16 protein-coding genes are annotated in these 21995 nt (G+C 39.1%); 8 read left to right on the top strand and 8 right to left on the bottom strand.

Going from position 1 to position 21995, the window contains the following annotated elements:
• Nucleotides 1–200: 200 nt before the first annotated feature.
• Genes AAEY57_RS06475 through dinG form a run of 3 tightly spaced genes read right to left on the bottom strand, consistent with a single transcriptional unit; the run spans nt 201 to nt 3662 of the window.
• Nucleotides 201–809, bottom strand: a complete 609-nt coding sequence (locus AAEY57_RS06475) for a primosomal replication protein (RefSeq protein ID WP_350607003.1) — start codon at nt 807–809, stop codon at nt 201–203.
• A 1-nt stretch (nt 810) separates the two neighbouring features.
• On the bottom strand, nt 811–1587 hold the full coding sequence (locus AAEY57_RS06470) for a TSUP family transporter (protein ID WP_131691313.1): 777 nt from the start codon (nt 1585–1587) through the stop codon (nt 811–813).
• Entirely contained in the window at nt 1587–3662 is a 2076-nt protein-coding gene (gene dinG / locus AAEY57_RS06465) for an ATP-dependent DNA helicase DinG (protein WP_350607000.1), read from the bottom strand. Before dinG ends, AAEY57_RS06470 begins: the two co-directional genes overlap by 1 nt.
• 60 nt (nt 3663–3722) lie before the next feature.
• On the opposite strand from dinG, the gene AAEY57_RS06460 reads away from it, so the two are divergent.
• From AAEY57_RS06460 to radD, 4 genes are all read left to right on the top strand, one after another.
• Nucleotides 3723–6068, top strand: a complete 2346-nt coding sequence (locus AAEY57_RS06460; protein ID WP_350606998.1) for a DNA polymerase II — start codon at nt 3723–3725, stop codon at nt 6066–6068.
• A 402-nt stretch (nt 6069–6470) separates the two neighbouring features.
• Complete coding sequence (locus AAEY57_RS06455) at nt 6471–9242, top strand: TonB-dependent receptor plug domain-containing protein (RefSeq protein ID WP_350606995.1); 2772 nt, start codon at nt 6471–6473, stop codon at nt 9240–9242.
• A 61-nt stretch (nt 9243–9303) separates the two neighbouring features.
• Nucleotides 9304–9999 carry a 2OG-Fe(II) oxygenase gene (locus tag AAEY57_RS06450; protein WP_350606993.1) on the top strand — a complete coding sequence of 232 codons (696 nt, stop codon included), beginning with the start codon at nt 9304–9306 and terminating at the stop codon, nt 9997–9999.
• A 402-nt stretch (nt 10000–10401) separates the two neighbouring features.
• Entirely contained in the window at nt 10402–12153 is a 1752-nt protein-coding gene (gene radD, locus AAEY57_RS06445; RefSeq protein ID WP_350607006.1) for a DNA repair helicase RadD, read from the top strand.
• A gap of 36 nt (nt 12154–12189) precedes the next feature.
• Here radD and AAEY57_RS06440 read toward each other — a convergent pair whose 3' ends face one another.
• On the bottom strand, nt 12190–12522 hold the full coding sequence (locus AAEY57_RS06440) for a ribonuclease E inhibitor RraB (RefSeq protein WP_138686877.1): 333 nt from the start codon (nt 12520–12522) through the stop codon (nt 12190–12192).
• 192 nt (nt 12523–12714) lie between these two features.
• Between AAEY57_RS06440 and AAEY57_RS06435 the strand changes: the two genes are divergently transcribed.
• The 3 genes from AAEY57_RS06435 to AAEY57_RS06425 are packed head-to-tail and all read left to right on the top strand — an operon-like array spanning nt 12715 to nt 19038.
• Complete coding sequence (locus tag AAEY57_RS06435) at nt 12715–14442, top strand: autotransporter assembly complex protein TamA (RefSeq protein ID WP_262976821.1); 1728 nt, start codon at nt 12715–12717, stop codon at nt 14440–14442.
• Complete coding sequence (gene tamB, locus AAEY57_RS06430) at nt 14442–18128, top strand: autotransporter assembly complex protein TamB (RefSeq protein ID WP_350606990.1); 3687 nt, start codon at nt 14442–14444, stop codon at nt 18126–18128. Before AAEY57_RS06435 ends, tamB begins: the two co-directional genes overlap by 1 nt.
• A 25-nt stretch (nt 18129–18153) precedes the next feature.
• On the top strand, nt 18154–19038 hold the full coding sequence (locus tag AAEY57_RS06425) for a peptidylprolyl isomerase (RefSeq protein WP_033103789.1): 885 nt from the start codon (nt 18154–18156) through the stop codon (nt 19036–19038).
• Between the two features lie 43 nt (nt 19039–19081).
• On the opposite strand, the gene queF is transcribed toward AAEY57_RS06425, so the two are convergent.
• Entirely contained in the window at nt 19082–19927 is an 846-nt protein-coding gene (queF, locus tag AAEY57_RS06420) for an NADPH-dependent 7-cyano-7-deazaguanine reductase QueF (RefSeq protein ID WP_013465371.1), read from the bottom strand.
• Nucleotides 19928–19986: 59 nt separating this feature from the next.
• Here queF and syd point away from each other — a divergent pair, with 59 nt between their 5' ends.
• The gene (gene syd / locus AAEY57_RS06415; RefSeq protein ID WP_013465370.1) at nt 19987–20526 is read left to right on the top strand and encodes a SecY-interacting protein; all 540 of its coding nucleotides are present in this window, start codon (nt 19987–19989) and stop codon (nt 20524–20526) included.
• A gap of 56 nt (nt 20527–20582) precedes the next feature.
• On the opposite strand, the gene AAEY57_RS06410 is transcribed toward syd, so the two are convergent.
• The 3 genes from AAEY57_RS06410 to AAEY57_RS06400 form a co-directional block, all read right to left on the bottom strand.
• On the bottom strand, nt 20583–21356 hold the full coding sequence (locus AAEY57_RS06410) for a Zn-ribbon-containing protein (RefSeq protein WP_013465369.1): 774 nt from the start codon (nt 21354–21356) through the stop codon (nt 20583–20585).
• Nucleotides 21357–21369: 13 nt separating this feature from the next.
• Nucleotides 21370–21636 (bottom strand): hypothetical protein, encoded by a 267-nt coding sequence (locus tag AAEY57_RS06405; RefSeq protein WP_350606985.1) that lies wholly within the window; start codon nt 21634–21636, stop codon nt 21370–21372.
• 103 nt (nt 21637–21739) lie between these two features.
• On the bottom strand, nt 21740–21973 hold the full coding sequence (locus AAEY57_RS06400; RefSeq protein WP_008109413.1) for a DUF2789 domain-containing protein: 234 nt from the start codon (nt 21971–21973) through the stop codon (nt 21740–21742).
• Nucleotides 21974–21995 lie beyond the last annotated feature (22 nt).

Below are 21995 nucleotides of genomic sequence, written 5' to 3'. Positions count from 1 at the left end.
TCGGTTTTTACTTAGCCCACTAGGTTACAAACCTCGCGCCGCGATTAAATCGCCCCTAGTTTGAACAAATTTTAATCTGCAAAGGTCAACAGACCCTAGACATTCAACTTCATGTTTAAGCTGCTGATACTTTTTAATTGGAAAGCGATGGCGTTCAGGTAACTCTAATTGCGAGTACAGGTCGTGATAAAAAAGCTGCATTAGCGTAGCTGTTGTTTTTCTACTTGTTGAATTTTGTCTTCGGTGGCAGAAATTGCTTTTCTACAACGGCCGAGTCGTGCATGAGTAGTTAAAATTTCTTGGTTAAGCTTTTGTGCTTGCGCAGGCGATGCTTTTTCCATTAGCAGTTTACGCTCTTCAATCATCAGTACTAGGCGACGTTCAAATTCATGGTTTTGTTTAAGTTCATCATATAATTCGTGGGATGATTGCATGATTTTTTGCACCGCTTGTTTATAAACAGGCTGTTTAGCACGAGGCTTATAATGACTTTTATTTTCTTTCACCCAAATAGGGGTCGATTTAATAACATTAAATACCGCTTGTACCTGACTGGCAATACGCTCAAGTGCATAGGTGTAAGCATGACGGTGTTCGCTCGGTGGTAGGCTAGCTATTTCATCTTCTATTTCTACTACATAGTCGGCTAAGTTCATGCTTTTGGTACTAAATACGGCTCTGTCAAATAAGCTCGGCTGTGCCTGCATATACCGATTTTTAGAAAAGAGCTTTGCTTTGTCAAATTGCTCTGCCTGTTGCTTAAGCGTGGCAACTTGTTGGCGTAGTTTATCTAAAGCGGCAGGTTGCATGTTAAAAGTATGCCTCGTAAATTAGTTTTAATGCTAAAAGTATAACCATCGTATTAAATACTGGGCGAATAAATTTACTGCCAAAACGAATCGCTGAATGTGCGCCAAACCATGCACCAAGCATGATAAAGAAGCCCATTGTAATTCCCAGTAAAAAGTTAACATGGCCAAGTGCAACAAAGGTGATCAGCGAGATAAAGTTAGAAACAAAGTTCATTGAACGCGCCAAACCACAATTGAGTAACAAACTCATTTTATAAAGCATACCGTTTGAGGCAGTCCAAAAGGTACCCGCACCAGGGCCGGCTAAACCATCAAAAAAACCTAAACTGAGCCCCTGTAACCATTGTTTTACTTTTAAAGCGGGAGTGAGCTTAGGGAGCGCATCACTTTGTGTGGTGCTTAAGTTACCAAACAAACTATAACAAGCCACTAGGATAATGATTATAGGCAGCAACTTGTTTAAAAAGTCGATGCTTAAATGATCAACAAGTAGAGTGCCCAGTAAAGCGCCTATAGCGGTGGCCAAAATAGAGGCGAGCCAGAACTTCGGGTTAAATAATTGTTTTTTATAATAGGTAATACTGGCGGTTAACGAGCCAAAACTGGCGGCCAATTTATTAGTGCCAAGCGTTAAATGAGGAGGTAATCCCGCCGTTAACAGTGCCGGTACAGTGAGTAAACCACCACCGCCAGCAATAGCATCAATAAAGCCAGCTAAAAGTGCAACGCCACATAAAATAGCCCAAGTTGTTGGGTCGAGTGCAAGTTCAAACATCAGTAATCTATTTGTCTTTTAAAAGGTGGTAAGGTGTCGAGCATGGCTTTGCCATATCGTTTGGTGATTAAGCGTCTATCTAAAATAGTTATTGTGCCAATATCACTTTCTTTGCGCAGCAGTCTACCACAGCTTTGTACCAATTTCTTTGCTGCGTCTGGCACGGTTATAGATAAAAATGGATTACCGCCTTTACTTTGCACAAACTCCGCTTGTGCTTCTTCGATAGGCGAGGTGGGCACCGCAAATGGAATTTTGGTAATAATTAGATTTTCTAAATATTTACCCGGTAAATCAAGGCCTTCAGAAAGGCTTTGGGTGCCAAATAAAATACTGCCTTTGCCTTCATCAATATTTTTAGTGTGTAATTTGAGTAAAGCTTCCCGTGACATTTCACCTTGTACTAATAAGTTAAATCCTTTTGTTCTAAGAAACTTACTTACATGGTCCATTTGCCAGTAAGAGGCAAACAACACTAAATTGGCCTTTTTAGTGTTTAGATACTCGGGTAACGTTTTAGCAATATGATCGCTAAATTCTTTATCTGTTGGCTCTATACTTGAGGCCGGAATGCGCAAAGTAGCTTGTTTAGGGTAATCAAACGGAGAGGGCACTTTAATGAATTTTACCCCTTCTTCTTTAGCAAGACCGCTTTCATAGGCAAAGTGATCAAATGAGCCTAGTGCGCTCAAGGTAGCTGAACATAACACGGCTCCAGCACACTCGCTCCACAGCTTATCTTTTAAATAGTAACCGACCTCAATGGGGCAGTCGCTAAGCAAGTGATCATGATGGCTTTTATATTCAAGTCGCTTTATCCAACGCGCATGCGGTGTGCCTTCGCCTTTAGTGGCGTAACTAAACCATAATTTATTAAGTTGTTCTAATCGGTTTATGTATTGCCCACTTTCAGCCAGAATGGGGTCGGCAATATAAGGTTTAATATCACCGTCGCTTACATCTTGGGTGAGGGTATCGTGCATTTTATTCAAACACCGTAAAGCATCAAGCGTAGCCTCACTAATGTCTTTTGCCTTAGCGTGTAACGATTTAGGTATTTCACCATGTTCAAAGCGATAGGTATCGTCTTTTGAATATTCAAAATCGGCGTTGTCTAGAATATCGCGCACCACTTTTAAATCTTTGTTGGCATCGTTAACGCTATCGCATAACTTAAAGTTTTGCCCAATACCTTTTTGACCCACTAACACTTTGGCCATTTTGCCACTAAATTTAGTGAGTTTGTCGAGCCAATCTATCGTGCCTTTTATTGTAGCTGCAGCAGATGAAAAATCGCGGGTAATATGCGCAAGGTGATGCGCTTCATCGATTACATAAATGGTATTGTCGGGCTCGGGTAAAATTTTTCCGCCCCCTAAATCTAAATCAGCTAACAGTAGCGAATGGTTTATAACCAATACATCCATTTGCATTAACTGCTGGCGGGCGAGTTGAAAAGGACATGTTTGGTGTGCTTTCATCTGGCGTTGGCAAGCATGCTTATCGCAAGCGATTAGTCCCCATACCCTATCAGGGATGGTATCGGCCCAGCTGTCTCTATCGCCTTGCCATTTTTTATTGACATAGGCATCGTAAAGTTGCTTTAAGCACTTAGTTTCCATATCACTTAGTGGCGATGTAAGGGTAGGCATAAACTCCATTTGAGTTTGGCTATCACTGTTTAGCGCATTATGAAGTTTGTGAGCGCAAATATAACGTTGGCGGCCTTTTACTAAATCAAATTTAAAATCGAGCCCTGAGTGCTTTTTAAAAAACGGTAGCTCTTTAGCGATTAACTGCTCTTGCAAAGCGACCGTAGCTGTAGAAATAACCAGTTTCTTTTTTTGTGCTAATGCCAGCGGTAGAGCGCCTAGGCAGTATGCTAATGACTTGCCGGTACCTGTGCCTGCTTCAATAACGCAAATACGTTGTTTTTTATGGTATTCACCGGCTAATGTTTTTGCTATTTCAGCAACTAGATAGTTTTGACTACTGCGAGGGCGGTAATCGGTTAGGTTATTTGCAACATGCTGGTGTACTTGTCTAATTGTTTTTTTAAGTGAGCTCGATAGCATGTGATGATTAACCTAAAATATGTATATAATTACAGTGTATATATTAAGTGGGATCGAACATTGACACAAGCAATCTATCAGGGCTTTATTTTATCAAGGCAACAATACACTGCTAAAAATGCACAAGGTATTACTTTGTGCTATTGGCTAAGCTCTGAGCAAGGCCCGATAAAAGTGACGATTGAAAATCAGCAAGCGTTGTTTTTCATCCCATTGGCTGAGCAAGATACTGCAAGTGCTTTACTGGCTCAGGCAAACATAAAAGCGCAGTTTAATAACGTTGAACTTTGTCACTTTAGTGGTAGTGAATGTGTGGCCTGTTACTTTAACGATATAAAAAGTGTATACACTGCACGAGCTCTTTTAGAGCAAGTAATGCCAATTTATGAAGCCGATGTGCGCCACAGTGACCGCTTTTTAATGGAGCGCTTTATTAAAGGGGGCGTATGGGTAACCGGTAATGCCAAAGCTCAAAACGGCTTTATTGAAATTAGTGAGGCAAAGCTAAAAGCAAATAACGAGTATACGCCAACGCTTAAGTCTGTTTCTTTGGATATAGAATGCAATGGCGACGGGGTGTTATTTAGTGTTGCACTGGTGGGAAATGGTTTAGATTGTGTATTGATGATAGGTGAGCAGCTGCAGAGCGACTCGACATTTGAAATAGATTGGTGCTATGACGAAATTAACCTACTCACCAAGCTGCAGCAGTACATTATAAATAATGACCCCGATGTTATTGTTGGTTGGAATGTTATTGATTTTGATTTTAGTTTATTGCAAGAGCGCGCTGAGGCGTTAGGGCTTACTCTAAACTTTGGCCGAGATAATCAACCTTTATATATTAATAAGGGTCATTACACCCGATTAACGCTCCCAGGGCGGTGCGTCATTGATGGCATTGATACCTTGAAGAATGCCACTTATAGATTTGACAGCTTTTCGTTAGCTAATGTTGCAGAGCGGGTGCTTAACGAATCTAAATTAATAAAAACTGACAACCGATTAACAGAAATTGTTCGTCAATTTAATGAAGACAAGCTAGCTCTTGCTGCCTACAACCGTCAAGACTGTATTTTGGTAAATCAAATTTTCGAAAAATTAAAGTTATTTGAATTTGCCATAGTTAGAACTCAAATCACTGGGCTCGAACTTGAGCGCATGGGTGGGTCGGTTGCCGCATTTACAAACTTATACTTACCGTTATTACACCGCAGTGGTTATGTTGCCCCCAATTTAGGCGATCATGGGCTCTCATTTGAGAGCCCAGGTGGCTATGTGATGGAGTCGACTCCAGGGCTGTATAAAAACGTTTTGGTATTGGATTTCAAAAGCTTATACCCTTCAATTATGCGTACGTTTTGTATTGACCCGCTAGGCTTAATCGTAGGGCTAAATGAGCCAGAGCATGCGGTTGAAGGATTTAATCAGGCACTATTTTCAAGAACGCAGCACCACCTGCCTAAATTAATTGAGCACCTGACACAAACTCGCCAAGAAGCCAAAGACACTAATCAACCCATGCTCTCGCAAGCGATTAAAATTATTATGAATAGTTTATATGGTGTACTCGGCTCTAAAGGCTGTCGGTTTTACGACCCGCGCTTATCGAGTTCTATCACTTTACGTGGCCATGAAATAATGCAAACAACCCGTAAATGGATAGAAGTGCAAGGCTTTGAGGTAATATATGGTGATACCGACTCTACGTTTGTAAAACTTAGTGAAGATAAAAGCTCTGAGCAATGTAACGAAATTGGCTGCCAACTTGTTCGACATATCAACGAAAAGTGGCAAGTAGAATTAAAGCAGCGTTATGACTTAAAAAGCTATTTGGAAATTGAATTTGAAACCCATTACAGTCCGTTTTTTATGCCAACTATACGAGGTAAAAAAACAGGTTCTAAAAAACGTTATGTGGGGCAAGTAACTAAAAATAATGAGAAAAAACTTGTATTTAAAGGTATGGAAACAGTACGTAGCGATTGGACTGAGTTTGCGCAGGAGTTTCAAACACAGTTGTTTGAAACGCTTTTCTCTAGTCACTTCGAAATACAGCAACTGCACGATATTATTAATAGCTACACTCAAAAACTTTATAATGGTGAGTTCGACCGTAAATTAGTATATAGAAAGCGGTTAGGGCAGCACCTTAACGATTACATCAAAAATATTCCTCCTCATGTTCAAGCTGTTAAAAAATATAAAGCGAATCATCATGAGTTTGAAATAAAACGCGGACAAGTAATCGAATATGTTTACGCAATAACTGGCGCCGAACTTTATACCGGTAAAAACACCCTTAATTACCCCCTTTACATTCAAAGACAGCTTGAACCCGTAGCACAAATGATATTAAGCGCATTAAACACATCAACTGAATCTACCCAAGCTACATTATTTTAACTTAGTCATGAGGTAAATAGGCATTTTATAGGTTGTTTTTCGATTTTAAGTCCCTCTTTCGCATAAAATTTGTAAAATTTAAAGTTAACATTTGTGAGTTTGGTTACAAATTCATTCATAAGCAGTACAAAATAAAAAACCACCCAAAATAAATAATGTTATTTTAAATCAGTGGTTTATTTTTTAGTGGCTGGATTTTTTCTAAATTAGGTTCAAAAACGAGCTTAAAAAACGAACCAAAAAAATGTAAAAATGATAACGAGAAGTCACTCAAAGTGCTTTTAAAGTTAATTTAATGTTGACCACCTTGTGTCCATAGTATTATCATCGGTGACGTGATCACCAATTAATTAACAAAAGTGGTCGAAAATAAAAAACAAATAGTATTCTAGGGAGAATCAAATGTTAAATAACAAAGTTTCAAAAGCAGTTCGCTTAGCGATCGCTTTTGGTGCAGCTTCTACTGCTGCTTTCTCAGCAAGTTCATTTGCTGCAGAAGAAGGCGCAGAAAAAGTTGAACGTATTCAGGTTACAGGTTCACGTATCAAGCGTACTGATTTAGAAAGTGCGAGCCCGGTTTTAGTTCTTAGCCGTGATGACTTAAATGTTAGTGGTCAATTAAGCATCGGTGACATTCTTCAACAAATTCCAGCTGCGGGTGCTGCACTTAATACTGCCTTTAATAACGGTGGTACTGGCGCAACAAACATGGATTTACGTAACTTAGGCGCACAACGTCTTCTTGTATTAGTAAATGGTAAGCGTTGGGTTTCATCTTTAGGTTCTACAGTTGATCTAAACACAATTCCATCGTCAGCGATTGAACGTGTTGAAGTTGTTAAAGACGGCGCTTCTGCTATCTACGGTTCTGATGCTATTGCTGGTGTTGTAAATATCATCACTCGTAAAGATTTTGAAGGTGTTGAGGTTTCTGTATACGGTGGTGAAAACTTAAAGTACAACGATGGACGTCAGTATTCTGCAGATATCACTGTTGGTACTACTTCAGACCGCGGTGGCTTAATGTTTAATGCTAGCCATGTAACTCAACAAGAAATTTGGGCAGGTGATCGCGATATTTCTTCTATGGGTAATAGTACTACAACTGAAAAAGGTCGTTTACGCCTTACTTCAAGTGCAATCAGCCCTGATCTTCGTGATAGCTTACTTGCTCAAGGTTATACTGAAAACAACGCTGGTAAGTCAAACGCTGGTTTTGATTTAGTTCCTAATGGTTCAGGTTCTGCAGTAGGTTTAGATTCATTCCGTGACCGAGCTGGTGATGTTTATAACTACGCGCCTGAAAACTACCTTGCAACGCCACAAGAGCGTAACAGTTTTTATGTGCAAGCTTTTTATGATTTAAGTGATGACGTTCGTTTTGTATCAGATTTCATGATGACAAACCGTAAATCTTCTCAGTTACTTGCCGCGATGCCATTAACAATTGGTGCATCTTTTGGTTCAGCCGCTAGCCGAGTAGACATCCACGAAAATAATATCTACAACCCATTTGGTGAAACATTGTACGGTGATGCTTCTCGCTCAGGTGTAGAAGGTTATATCCCATTTGCTGGTCAACGCCGTTTTGTAGAAGCGGGTAACCGTATTTACAGACAAAATGATACAACTTACCGTGCGATGGTTGGTTTAGAGGGCGGTATTGGTGATACATCTTGGGTTTGGGATGCATCATATATTTATGGTAAAAATAGCCAAGACGTTTTAACAACAGGTCTGCTTAACCTTACTCGTGTTAACCAAGCGTTAGGTGATAACTGTAATGCATCTACTTCTTGTGTACCGCTTAACCTATTTGGTGGTGCTGGCTCAATTACACAAGATATGGTTGACTTTGTAACGTTTGACAGTGTTTCTCGTGAAGGTTTAGAACTTAAAGATTACACAGTAAACTTTGCTGGTGATGCGTTTGAATTACCTGCAGGTGTTGTAGGGATGGCTGTTGGCTTTGAACGTCGTGAAGAATCAGGTTACGATACGCCTGATCCACTAACTCAAAGTGGTGAAACTTCAGGTAACCAACGTGATGCAACTTCAGGTGGTTTCCGCTTAGATGAAGCTTATGTAGAACTTTCAATTCCAGTATTTGATGGTTTAACCATTGCACCAGCAATTCGATTCTCAGATCATAGTGCGTATGGTAGTAACTCTACGGCTAAAGTGGGTGTTGAATATCGTCCAATCGATGACATTCTACTTCGTGGTACATGGGCTGAAGGTTATCGAGCTCCTTCAATCTCTGATTTATACGCGGGTAATGCTGATTCCTATCCGACATTAACAGATCCGTGTAATTCTGTTGATGGTAGCGTACCTAACTTACCAGGTTGTGCAGGTGTTCCAGGTGGTTATGCACAAGCAAATACCCAGATTCGTATAACGAATGTCTCTTCACCTGAGCTTAAGCCAGAAGAATCAGAGTCAAAAACCTTTGGTATCGTCTACAATCCTAGCTATGTAGATGGTTTAGAGTTTACAATTGATTATTATGATATTGAAGTTACAAATTCAATTGGTCGTTATGGTGCTTCAAGGCTTTTAAATGAATGTGCAACTGGTGACAATGCTGAGTCTTGTGACTATGTCGACCGTGATTCAAACGGTAACGTTGTTGATTTACGTAATTTCTTACAAAACTCAGGAACATATAATGTTGAAGGTATTGACTTCTATACCGCTTATAAGTTTGATACTGAGTATGGTAGCTTTAAAACTTCACTAGACTTGTCTTATGTAATGACAAACGAGTTCGATGGCGAAGATCAAGTAGGCGTACAGTATGGTGATGCTGGTTATCCTGAATATAAAGGCACATTTGCTCTAGATTGGTCTCAAGGTGACTTTGATGCGCATTGGCAAACACGTTATGTTGACCGTATGCAGAACTATTATGACGTTTTAGGATACACTCCTTTTTACCCAGGAATGGCAGCTGAGATTGGTTCTTACTTTGTACATGATGTATCTGTAGGGTATGCGCTAGATGCTTACAATACTAAGTTAACATTAGGTATTGAGAACTTATTTGCTAAAGAACCATCGCCAGAATATATTAATAATGATTTGGCAATATCTACTAATAACTTCTCAGTTACTGAGTATGATGTAAATATGGACCGCTTTGTATACTTGCGTGCTACTATTAAATTCTAATATTTAAAATTCAATACATAAAAAGCCACTTTTTAGTGGCTTTTTTATTTTTGGAATATTTATGATTCAACTAAATAAAAATATTGATGTAGTTAATTTACATAGGGAATACTCTAAAAATAAGAGAATTATGGTTGATAGTGTTTTAGAGTTTGATGGTTTTTCTAAAATTACAGAAAAATTAAAACACAATATTCCTTATTTGAATGCATATTCTTTAAATGGCCAATATATTCAATCATCAGATGATGAATTAAAAAATATGTCTCCCGATAAAATGAGAGCGCTTCAGCAGACTATTTATGAAAATGCGAGTAAAGGGGTTGGCTTTTTTTATGGGCGATATGAAATAACTCAGAATGAAAAAGATGAGTTACTAAAGGAGCTATTTAATTATCTTAATGGCCAAGAAGTTTTAAAATTGATTAGTGATGTTACAGGTGTAAAGGGTTTAAAAAGTGCAAGTGTGCAATTAACACGCTATGTACCAGGAAATTTTTTGACACGACATAATGATGTACTCCCTACAAAGCAAAGAGCAATCGCTTTTGTTTTTGGTTTTACACCACAGTGGCACCCAGACTGGGGTGGTTTGTTACATTTTTATGAAATGGATGGAAAGCTGACAGAGACGTTTATGCCCAAAAGTAATGTTTTATCCCTTTTTGATGTGCAATTACCACATTCTGTTTCTTATGTAACTCCATTTGCTCGTGCTGCAAGATACTCAATTACTGGCTGGTTTAACTTAAAATAATATTATTTAAGCGGTGCTAAGTTAGGTGTTGATAACTTATTCAATCGTGGGTTACCGGGCTCAACAACTGGTACGGGCGCAGGTTCAGCGATTTATGACAATATCGGTCGTTTTGCCTACCTACAAGCTACTTACAAATTCTAAAGCTACTATTTATTAGTATAAAAATTTTATACTAATAAAGTTCCTTAGAATTGCTGGTAAGCTCAGTAAGTAATTAAATACCCTTAATCATGTTGATTAAGGGTATTTTTTTATATTTATACATAATATAGTGCTCTAAATTTATAAATAGTTTCAAAGTTAGCTGATTATTTATGAATATAAATATTAAAACGAATGTGAAATAGAGCTGTCTTTCTAAAAATTAACCATTGATTAGATTAAGAATTCTTACCTTTGATGACCTACATCCTTAGACCCTACCAGAGCGAGGCGGTTGAACGCACCGTTTTACACTTTAGAAAAACTAACGAACCTGCCGTTATTGTGTTGCCTACGGGGGCGGGTAAAAGTTTAGTGATAGCTGAGCTTGCACGTATTGCTAAACAAAAAATATTGGTGTTGGCGCACGTAAAAGAATTAGTTGAGCAAAATGCTCAAAAGTATAAAAGCTTTGGTCTTGAGGCAAGTATATTTTCAGCCGGATTAAAAGAGAAGTCGTTAACCCATCAGGTCACTTTTGCGAGTGTGCAGTCGTTATCGCGTAATTTAGACAAACTTAATGAGCACTACTCATTACTCATTATTGATGAGTGCCACAGAGTGAATGGCGAAAAGAAAAGCCAATATGGTAAGGTTATTAATGCACTTAAATCTCACAACCCTGAATTAAAAGTATTAGGCTTAACAGCAACGCCTTACCGCCTTGGGTTAGGCTGGATTTATCAGCATCATTACCATGGGTTTGTGCGTGGTAATAAGGAAAGCCCATTCAAACGCTGTATTTTTGAATTACCTTTGCGCTATATGATTAAGCATAACTACTTAACTCCCCCTAAAGAGGTTGATGCTGCGATTAGCCATTATGACTTTTCATCTTTAAGTAGTAATGCATTTGGGCAATATAGCAATGAGGATATGAATGCGCTGTTAAAAAAATCGACTCGTGCAACTCAAACAATTTTACAACAGGTTATACAATACAGTGAAAATCGTTACGGCGTGATGATTTTTGCCGCTACGGTTATGCATGCACAAGAGATAATGACTTATCTACCAGAGGATTACAGTGCGCTGATCACGGGGGATACGCCGAATAGCGAACGCGATAAAATAATAAAGCAGTTCAAAGCTAAACAGTTAAAATATTTAGTAAATATATCGGTTCTTACAACGGGTTTTGATGCACCCCATGTTGATTTTATTGCTATTTTACGCCCCACGGAGTCGGTAAGTTTATACCAGCAAATTGTAGGGAGAGGCTTGAGGTTAGCTGAGGGTAAAGATGATTGTTTAGTGATTGACTATGCGGGTAATGGCTTTGACTTGTTCTACCCAGAAGTGGGAGATAAAAAAGGCGATAGCGATAATGAACCCGTGCAAGTGCTGTGTCCTGGGTGTGGCTTTGCCAATATATTTTGGGGAAAAACAGATGCTGATGGCAAAGTAATCGAGCACTTTGGTAGGCGTTGTAAAGGTTTGCTAGAAGATGATAACGGTTTAAGCGAGCAATGCGATTACCGCTTTCGTTTTAAAGAGTGTGAGCAGTGCGGCGCACAAAATGATATTGCTGCTCGAAAATGCCATGATTGTGACGCTGTGATGGCCGACCCTGATGATAAGCTGCGCAATGCATTGAATCTTAAAGACGCATTAGTTCTACGTTGTAGCGGCTTGAGTGTAAGCAAAATAAAAGAGCAGTTATTAAAAATCACTTATTTTGATGAAGACGGAGCCAGTTGTGATGAAATTTTTGATTTATCAAACAAAGGGGCTCGGTATTATTTTAATCAGCAGTTTGGTAAGCGTGTAGGTCAGGGCCAATCACCCATTGAATTTACCAGTGCAGAGCAAGTTATAAAAGCGCAGTTTGATTTAATACCACCGGATTTTGTGATTGCGCGAAAAAGTAAAAAATATGGCTGGAAAGTAGCAGATAAACTTTTTGATTATAAAGGCTGCTTTAGAAAAGCAAACCAGCTAAGTCGATAGACTAAGCTGGATATCATTCATCATTTAAATTAGGGATTATGCCTCTTCTGCGTCTAATCCCCAGCCATCACCATAGCCATTAAAGCTGTTCGCTATGCTTTCAATGTATTGTTCTGCTTGGCCTAACAGTGCATGTTCAGGCACCATTTGTACATGGGCAATTACTTCCCAAACGCCGGTATCGTTGCATTTTTCCACATCAGCAGTTTGCACTAATGCATCATTTACAATCTCAGTTGCAAATTTTTCGGCATCAACCTGTTGTTCAAATAAAATGTAAAAATCAATTTGTTGCATTTTACTTAAATCTACACCAGCGGCGGAAATTTCAGCAAGTAGCTGGCCATTGTCATCATCAGGGAATTGCATTAAAAAACTCATTAATTTTATTTTGTACTCGTTATAGCTATTGTAACCAAAATAAACCGTTAACGCGTACTAAATTTTGACTGCATCTTTGAGTGTTAATTGCGATTAAGTTAATGTTAGGCTCATTGTGGCTATGGTAGTATATCTCTGTCTAGCGGTTTATTTTATGGATACCACAGTAAGGATATTTACTTGTTCAATCAGCTTTTAAAGTTTTTTTGTTTTTTTTGCTTATTAGTAAGCCTGTCTTCTATTGCCTCTGAAAATATAATTGAAGATTATGAAATTAAAGGGATCAGTGGCGACTTAGAAAATAACGTTGCACTTTATTTAAAACAACTTGTTGGTGAAAAACCAACCCGTACACTTCGTCGGTATGCAAAAACGCAAGTTGAGAACAGTATCAAAGCCTTAGGTTATTACAGTCCAGTAGTAAATATTGATTTTGATAAAGACGAGCGCGAACTTGTTGTAAATATAGAGCGAGGCCCAGCCACACGTATTGAGTCACTTAATATAACGGTTAATGGTGAAGCAAAACAGGATCCGTTCGTTCAAAAAACGATTGAAGATCTTAATTTAAAACAAGGTGATATTTTAAATCATGGGGTTTATAGCAGCGCGCATAAAAAAATAGAGTCAGTGTTGCTAGAGTATGGATATTTCGATGCAAAATGGCCTGTTAGAAAATTTGAAGTATCACTCAAAAAACACAGCGCAACCATTACTTTTACTATTGATAGCGGTGTTCGTTATCAATTTGGTGATATTTTAATTGCCAGAAATACTCCAGCCGAAAAATATATCCGCTCTTTGGCGCCATTTAAAATGGGTCAGTCGTACAAAGCATCCTATATTGCCGATTATAATCTTGATTTATCAAGTACCCCTTATTTTAAGAGCGTGCGTGTTTACGCCGATATTACAGCGAGAAAAAACAAGCAAGTTCCTATAAAAGTCGATGTGTTACATAAACCAGAAAATAGTTATGAAATTGGTGGTGGCTTTAGTACAGATTTAGGGCCGAAAGTACGTTTTAAATGGAGTAAACCATGGATCACCGATAACGGGCACTATCTTGAAAGCAATTTAAATGTTTCTCAAAAACAGCAAGATATTTCCATGGCTTACACCGTGCCGGTGAATGATCCGAACGATGATTTATGGCGCTTTTCTGTCGGTTATAAGTTGGAAGATGAATTAACCAATGAAACCTACAGTGAAATACTAACAGGTCAGTTACAGCGCCAGTGGTTAACTGAGCATAAATGGGTACGAACGGCTTTTTTAAGGCGTGAGCAAGAAACCTACCGCATAGGGGATGACGAAGAAAAAACAAGTGAAATGTTAATGCCTGGGATCAGTTATGCGCGTAAACAATCAAAGGGTGGCACCACACCTTATTGGGGGGAGCAGTGGTCTATTTCAGCTGAGTTTGGACTCGATAGCGTACTCTCAAGTACCAATTTGGTTAGAGTTCAATTACAGCATGCTTGGTTACGTACTTACCTTGACCGCCATCTGATCTTTTTAAAAGCAAACGTGGGCGCAATGATTGTTAATGATATAAATAACGTGCCATTTTCTTTGCGATTTTATGCCGGTGGCGATCAAAGTGTCAGGGGTTTTGCTTATCAGTCGATTTCTCCGCAAAACGAGCAGGGTGAGCGTATTGGTGGTAAATATTTATTAGCGAGTACCGTTGAATACAACTACCAATTTGCTAAAAATTGGCGAGCTGCGCTGTTTGTTGATGGGGGGACCGCAACCAATGATTTTTCAGAACAATTTGAAGTAGGTGCAGGATTTGGTTTTCGTTATTTAACACCGGTTGGTCCGATAAGAGTTGATCACGCGTGGGGGCTCACAAAAGAAAGTAAAAGTACCCGTTTAAGTATTACCATAGGGCCTGAAATTTAATGTCAGTATTTAAAAAAGTAACGGCGATAGTTAGCGCCGTTTTAGCAACGCTGTTAGTTACACTGTTTTGCGTTTTGTTTACCGCCCCTGGTAATCAATTGCTTGCTTATACAGCGAATAAATTGGTTGATGGCTTAACCATTGAAATAAAAAATGGCCGATTTTTATACAATGACGCATTTAACTTACAGTTTGACCAAAATGGCGTAAGCGTTAATGCACAGCAACTAAAGATAGATTTATTTTGGTGGCAATGTGATGGTATTTGTATTGATAATTTAAGCGCTAAGTCGATTAAATTAACCTTGCCAAAAAGCGCTGAGAATAAAGACGATACGCCAACCGAAGCATTAGAAAAAATAACCTTACCCTTTAATATTGCATTAAAAAATCTAGCTATTGATGAATTTATTTTAAATCATTCAAGTGCAAATGTAACACTTAACACTCTGCAATTGTCGGCAAAGGCTGAAGGGTCTGATGTTACAATTAAACGCTTGACCATTCCTCGTATTAATGTGGTATTAAAAGAGCAAACCGCAGCTCAACAAGCAGCGGCTAATCAACAAACAACAACGGCTATTAAGAAATTACCAGCTTTACCCAATATCGATTTTATCTCGCCACTTAACATCAATGTTGAGCAGTTCAATATCACCAACGTGACAATAAATCAGGGCGAGCAACACTATTCAATTGATGATATTGCCCTGCAAATGAGCGTAGAAGATGCCACTATTAAGGTACAGTCACTATCGGCAGGTTATCAGCAGTGGCAGTTAAATACTCAGCTTGATGCAACACTGGAAGGGGCTATGCCTATTAACGGCAACATTAGCTTAAAAGGGAATGAACACGGAGCTACTCTTGATATAAATGGTGATCTAGCCAAGCTTAACATTGCGCTTGATACCACAGGATTATTTCCTTTAAATTTGAGAGCAACAGCCAACCTCAAACAGAAAAATTATCCCTTTAGTGTTAATGGCAAAATTAATCAATGGCTTATTAATACACAAAATAATGAGCTAAAGGTTAAAAAGATCAATTTAAGTGCCCAAGGTAATGCTAACGACTATCAATTAAGTTTAACGGGTAATACTCAGCTAGATGCTTATCCAAGTGTAGATTTAAATGCTCAGCTAAAAGGCACACTAACCAACGCGACGCTTGAAACGCTTGCTTTAAAAACTAACGATAGCGCTGCGAATATTCAAGCACAGCTTGATTGGCAACAGGGAATTAAAGCGGACTTTACCGGCGTTTTATCAAATTTAAAAGCGCAATACTTAACCGATGCCCTAACCAGTGATGTTTCAGGGACGTTTAAAGGCGTATTTAACGCTCAAGCCGATACCTGGCAGCTACAAATGAACAATACTAAGCTAGCTGGCTTTTTAAACAACATTCCCTTAGAGTTTGCTGCAAACTTTAAGTTAGATAATCAATTAAAAGCGGATATCGATAGTTTTTATTTAAGTAGTGGTGCTAACAAGTTAACTTTGAATGGGCAGGTAGATGATACATGGCAAGTTGACGGTGATATTACACTTAATAGTGATGAGCAGGCTAACCTTCCTTTTATTGCTAACGGTAAAGCGGATTTAAAAGTACGCGGCAATAGATTAACCCCTTCGGTTAACTTAGCCGTCATACTAGAGCGTTTTATTTTTAATGAGATAAACATTAATAAACTTGCTATAAAATCTCAACTAGATACGGCCGCTGATTGGCAAACTGATCTCAGTGTTAATGTTGCATCTGCACTGGTCGCTGGGCAGCAAATTAATAATATAAACATAGCTGCCAGTGGTGATAAAACAGATCATCAACTTAGCGCGTCGATTGATGCCGAAAAAGGCGCGGTGGAACTTGAGCTTAATGGCAAAATGAAAAATGCCATTTGGAATGGTGAGCTAAGTGACATAACCCTTAGTGATAAAAAGCTGAGTTTTAATAATACTAAAAAAATATCCGTTATGGTGAATACACAAAACGGGGATTTTGATGTGAGTGCTCATTGTTGGCAATCAGCTCAAAGTAAGTTGTGTATAGATACCTTGTCGCAAACAAAAGCGCTAGGGCAGTTTAATGCAAAGCTTGCTAACCTCTCACTTGCAGAGCTTAAGCACTTATTACCAGATAATATTCGCACACGCGGAGACTTAACAGGTGATTTTGCTGCTAATTGGCAGTCAGGTGCACTTAAAACACTCAGAGCTAATGTAAATTCTAATGGATTAAATGCAGTGCTAACCTCAGAAGAGGATCGATTTAAACTCCCAATAGAAACACTCAGTATTCGTGCTTTTTCAGATTCGCAAGTTGGTAAAATTAAAGCTAACTTGGCATCCAGTGTGCTAGGTAAAATAGCTACCGATATAAATATTGACGACATTCAAAACACACAAACACTCTCTGGTAACGTTAATATAGATAAAATTTTACTCTCAGACATTCAGCCATTTTTAGATACGCTTGAGCAACTTAAAGGGGCAATCAGCGGACAGGTTACATTAGCAGGAACGCTCAAAGATCCTCAGTTAGATGGTGAGCTTAAGATAGCAGACATTAATTTAGAGGGAGAGCAATTACCCGTTGCACTTAAAGACTCTAATATACATATTTTATTTAATAAAACCACGGCAACGATTAAAGGTAACTTAAGTGATCCTCAAGGCGGGCAAGTTAAACTTACCGGTGATGTTGATTGGCAAGGTGAGCAACCCGCGGTTAATGTTGCAGTTGTTGGCAATGAGTTTTTTGTTAGAGCGCAGCAGGGTGTGATATTTAAAGTATCACCCGATCTAAAAATCGGCATAGCAGATAACGCGCTTAACCTTGTTGGTGAAGTGGTTGTACCTTATGGGCGTATAGAAATTGAAGAGTTGCCCGAGGGCGCAGTGCAAGTAAGCGATGATGAAATAATTATTGATCAAAAAACACAAGAGGCTAAAAAAGTCCCTTTTGATTACGATATAGACTTAAAAGTAACAGTAAAAAATGATGTAAAAGTCGAATCGTTTGGACTCAAGTCTAAAGTAACTGGTGATTTAGCGCTTAAAATGAGCCAAGGTACGCCAATTATTGCAACCGGAGAGCTTAATTTAATAGAAGGGACGTATTTAGCCTTCGGGCAAGACTTGATAATTAGAACAGGGCAAGTAGGTTTTAGTGGCGCAATCGACAAACCGTATCTCAACATTAAAGCGATTCGTAACCCAGATAATACCGCTGATGGTGTGATTGCCGGGGTGACTTTAACCGGCAGTGTTGAGCAACCTACGTTAAAAGTATTTTCTGAGCCTGCGATGGATCAAGCCCAAGCCTTAGCCTATTTACTCAATGGGCAACCATTAGGAGAGGGCGACAGCTCTACAGATGCTATGTTAACTCAGTTATTACTTTCTCAAGGTGTGAGTCGCAGTGAGGGAGTGGTTTCTAAGGTGGGTGAAACCTTTGGTTTATCTGATGTAAGCTTAAGCTCTAAAGGCAGTGGTGAGCAAACAAAAGTAGAGATATCAGGTTATATAGCCCCAAGCTTACAGGTTAAGTACAGTGTCGGGGTATTCGACTCACTCAGTGAAGTGGCTGTGCGCTACCAGTTACTCTCTAAACTATACATAGAAATAACCAGTGGCTTATACCAAAACGTAGACATACTGTATAAGTTTGATTGGGACTAATAGATAACTATAAAAAAGGAAAGGTATGAAAAAGTGTGTAGTGACCCTTTTAGTGTCGGCCTTGTTAGGTGGGTGTGCCCAGCAAAGTACTCAATCATCAGCCTCATCGGCTAAAAAGCTAACAAGCAGTGAGATTATTGCGGCGGCTAAAGATGATGAATGGCGATGGGTCGAATCAGAGAATATTCTAAAGTTAACCCTGCCCACAGGCGCCGCATATATTGAGCTTAACCCCAAACTTGCGCCTAAACACACTGCGAATATTAAAAAACTGGCAAGACAAGGCTTTTATCAAGGTACTCACATTTACCGTTTTGTTGAAGGGTTTGTAGCTCAAGGTGGCGATAGTACGGGTAAAAAGTTAGCCAAAACTAAACATAGCACGGTGCCAGCGGAATTTTATTTAACCACCACTGAGCCACTTTCAATAACCGAGATGGGCAGTGATGGTTATGCACCCGTAACGGGGTTTTTAGGTGGCTTTGCGGTTGCACAAAACCAAGCGCATACACAAACGTGGCAAGTCCATTGTCATGGCATATTTGCAATGGCGCGCGATAACGATATAAACAGTGCCAGCAGTGAGTTTTTTGTCACCATAGGTCAAGGGCCGCGTTATTTAGACAAAAATATTACCGTGTTTGGTCGGGTGCTTAAAGGCATGGCACATTTTCATCAGCTAGCGCGAACGCCAACTGAGAATACCGAGTTTAACCCCATTACAGATCTACAAGTATTAGCGGATGTAGCAGACGATAGCAGTCAATTTAAAGTAATGAAAACAGACTCTGATTCATTCAAACAATTAATTATTGCTAGGGGTAACCGCAGCGAGGAATGGTTTGCGTACAGCCATAATTATATTGATGTGTGTGGCATGGCGGTGCCAACTAAGCAACTTAATGACTAAAAAAGGAGCCTCAGGCTCCTTTTTTGTTAAGGTAACGCGACACTTATTGTCGGTTTATTTTTACCGCAAATGGGGTTTCGTTATAATGTGTTGAGCGATATGGGTTTATATCAAGCCCACCACGGCGCGTATAACGAGCGTATACTTCAAGTTTTTTAATATGGAGTTGAGTGGTTAAGTCGCTGTAAATACGTTCCACACATTGCTCATGAAACTCATTGTGAGTTCTAAATGAAATTAAATAGCGTAATAATGACTCACGACAAACTTGCTCACCGGTATAGCGAATAATAATACTCGCCCAATCCGGTTGTGAAGTAATTAAACAGTTAGACTTAAGCAAGTGGCTATGCAAAGTTTCGGTGACTATTTTATTGCTTTGTGATTTAAGTGAATGGGCATCAATATGGTAGTTATCTATCTCAATATCTAACTCATCTATACACTCACCTGGCAGTGGTGTGCAAGGAATACAATTGTAGTCATCAGCGCTGTATAAGGTTACCTTTACAGGGCTGTTTACCGCATTGGATAAGTCGTCAATTAAATGTTGTTTAACAATTTCAATACTCCCAAAACGGCTTTGATTAAAGCTGTTTAAATAAAGCTTAAACGACTTTGATTCAATAATATGACTACTTTGACATTCGAAAGTAAACAATGCCACCGCAACTTGAGGCTTACCTTTAGTATTTAACCAAGACAGTTCGTAACCTGTCCATATGTCTTGGCCTTTAAACGGCAGCGCAGTTTCATCAATACTTAATGAATCACGATTAAGCTTGCGAGCAATAGGAAAAAGCAAGCTGGGCGTGTATTGATCGACATACTCAGTAGATTGACCAAGTACGCTGCCTTTAAGATCAGGAGAATTGCTGTAATCTGTCATGTTTGCTCTTAAATAGTTACAATGGGGGCATTATATATAAATTAAATGAGTTTCACAGTATGTCTGTTGCAATGCAATTAGCTCAACTTCACGAAAAATTTAGCCAACAAACGATTACTAATACACAAAAGCGCCCATTAATCGTCCACGATGAGCAATGGCCAAGCCCATGTGAAATAGGTAGCGCCGATGAACATGGTATGATCCAATGGCAAGCGATAGTTAGAGAGCCTTCAGGTTCATTAACCGATCTCGCTAACGCATTGGAGCTTGAGTTTCCAGAGGCGTTGAGTCAATTTTATGGTCATATGTTTGCTGGCAGTGTTGTAGCCAATATTGACGGACATCAAGTGGAATTATTACAAGCGTGGAATGAGGATGATTTTGACTTACTGCAACAAAATATCACGGGTCATGTTTTAATGAAACGTAAACTCAAACAAGCGCCAAGTGTATTTATTGGGTTAACCGACCAAGACGATTTGCTTGTTACCGTATTAGTAGAAACAGGTGAGGTGTGCCTAGAGTATGTAGGTAAAAAACCACATCATGTACTTGCCAAAAACCTCAGTGAATTTATAGCATCGTTGACAGTATAATTATAAGGTAGTTTTAAGGTGTGATGTTTTTAGACATAGCACCTTAAGTGTGGGATTTATTGAAAATCCCACGAAATATTAGAGACTATACCACACGGTTCACACCTAAAATCAAACAAGCCAAACCAAGGCTCGGGTAATTTCCATTCACCATGGCAACTCGGGCATTTACGCTCAAGTTCAGAGGCTTTATCAACCCCCCCCACACGGTATAAATAATAGTAAACAGGCTTTTTAGTTAAAAAACTAATCCGTTTAGTTATATCTTTACCACGGCGGTATAAATCACTTTGGGTGCTGGCTATTTCTTCAAGCGCTGGAAATTCACAGCGTGTTGCACCATTAATTTGAATTTGATCGCACGCTTGCCAATCTTCTTGCCATTTAATTAGTGTTTTATAGTCACCATTAGCAATCGCAGGAATATTAAATAGCGGCACGGGTAAAAAGTCATCGCCACAATACAGTGGGCTACATGTATGCACATAGGTGGTATATAAAATATAGCTTGATGGCTCTTTACAGCCATCGGCACCATTGGAGTGAATATCTTGGCCGATGACCTTTACTTTGGGAGCAAGCAAACCAGCGCCATGAAGCTTTTCAACACTGTGTTTAACAAACGCACTGTTATTAAGTGGGTGCATGGCGTCTTCGGTCGGGCACATTACACGAGTAATAAAATAGCCATCTTTTAAAACCGTTGGAAATTCCTCTCCAATGATTTGGCCATTAAAGCGTAATGCATTCACTAAGCGGTTTATTGCCTGCTCGGCTTGCTCTAGGGTTGTGTCTTGGTAGCAATCAAATGTTAAATCAACAACAAACATTTATAGTCTCAAATTATTTTTGCTCTAGCAAAGCAAGTAATCGGTCAAGTTTTTGCTCAATTCTATCTAACTGAGTGTTTTTAGGATCTGAGTTACTTGCTTGCTCGGGGGTTTTCATTAAATTATAAATTGAATCAGGATTATTCTTATATTGACTCACCGCAGCAATAATAACCGGCATTGGGGTCGGTGTTGTTAAACGACTTTTAGTTAGTGCAACAGTGGGAACTTTGCCTTCATCAAGAAGGACTTTAATAGCTTCAAATACAGCAGCATTCATTCAATTATAACTCTTTTATAAAGTAAGCTCGCAACATAGGCGCTGCGAGCGGGTATGGTATCAATAAAGTGGCTAAGGCACATTAAAATGCGCATTAAATTAATTATTTTTGACGAAGCCGTACGTCTAGTTCATCAATTACTTCACTCCAATCGCCATCAACCGCTAGCGATTCGGCAATAAAATGTTGTTGGGCTTCATCCCAAAAGGGAGCATCTTGCAACAAGGTTGTATCGGCAATGGAGTGCGAGGCAATAAATGCATCTATTTGCGCTTCTGAATCCGGTAGTCCTAGTTGGGCGAACAAGGTATTAATAGTATGTTTTGTTGTATCCATAATAATGCTCCTAAATGAATTA

Origin of the sequence: Pseudoalteromonas sp. MER144-MNA-CIBAN-0113, assembly GCF_040308965.1 — a bacterium.
GTDB lineage: Bacteria > Pseudomonadota > Gammaproteobacteria > Enterobacterales > Alteromonadaceae > Pseudoalteromonas > Pseudoalteromonas tetraodonis.
This window is presented reverse-complemented; position numbering and strand designations above follow the sequence as displayed.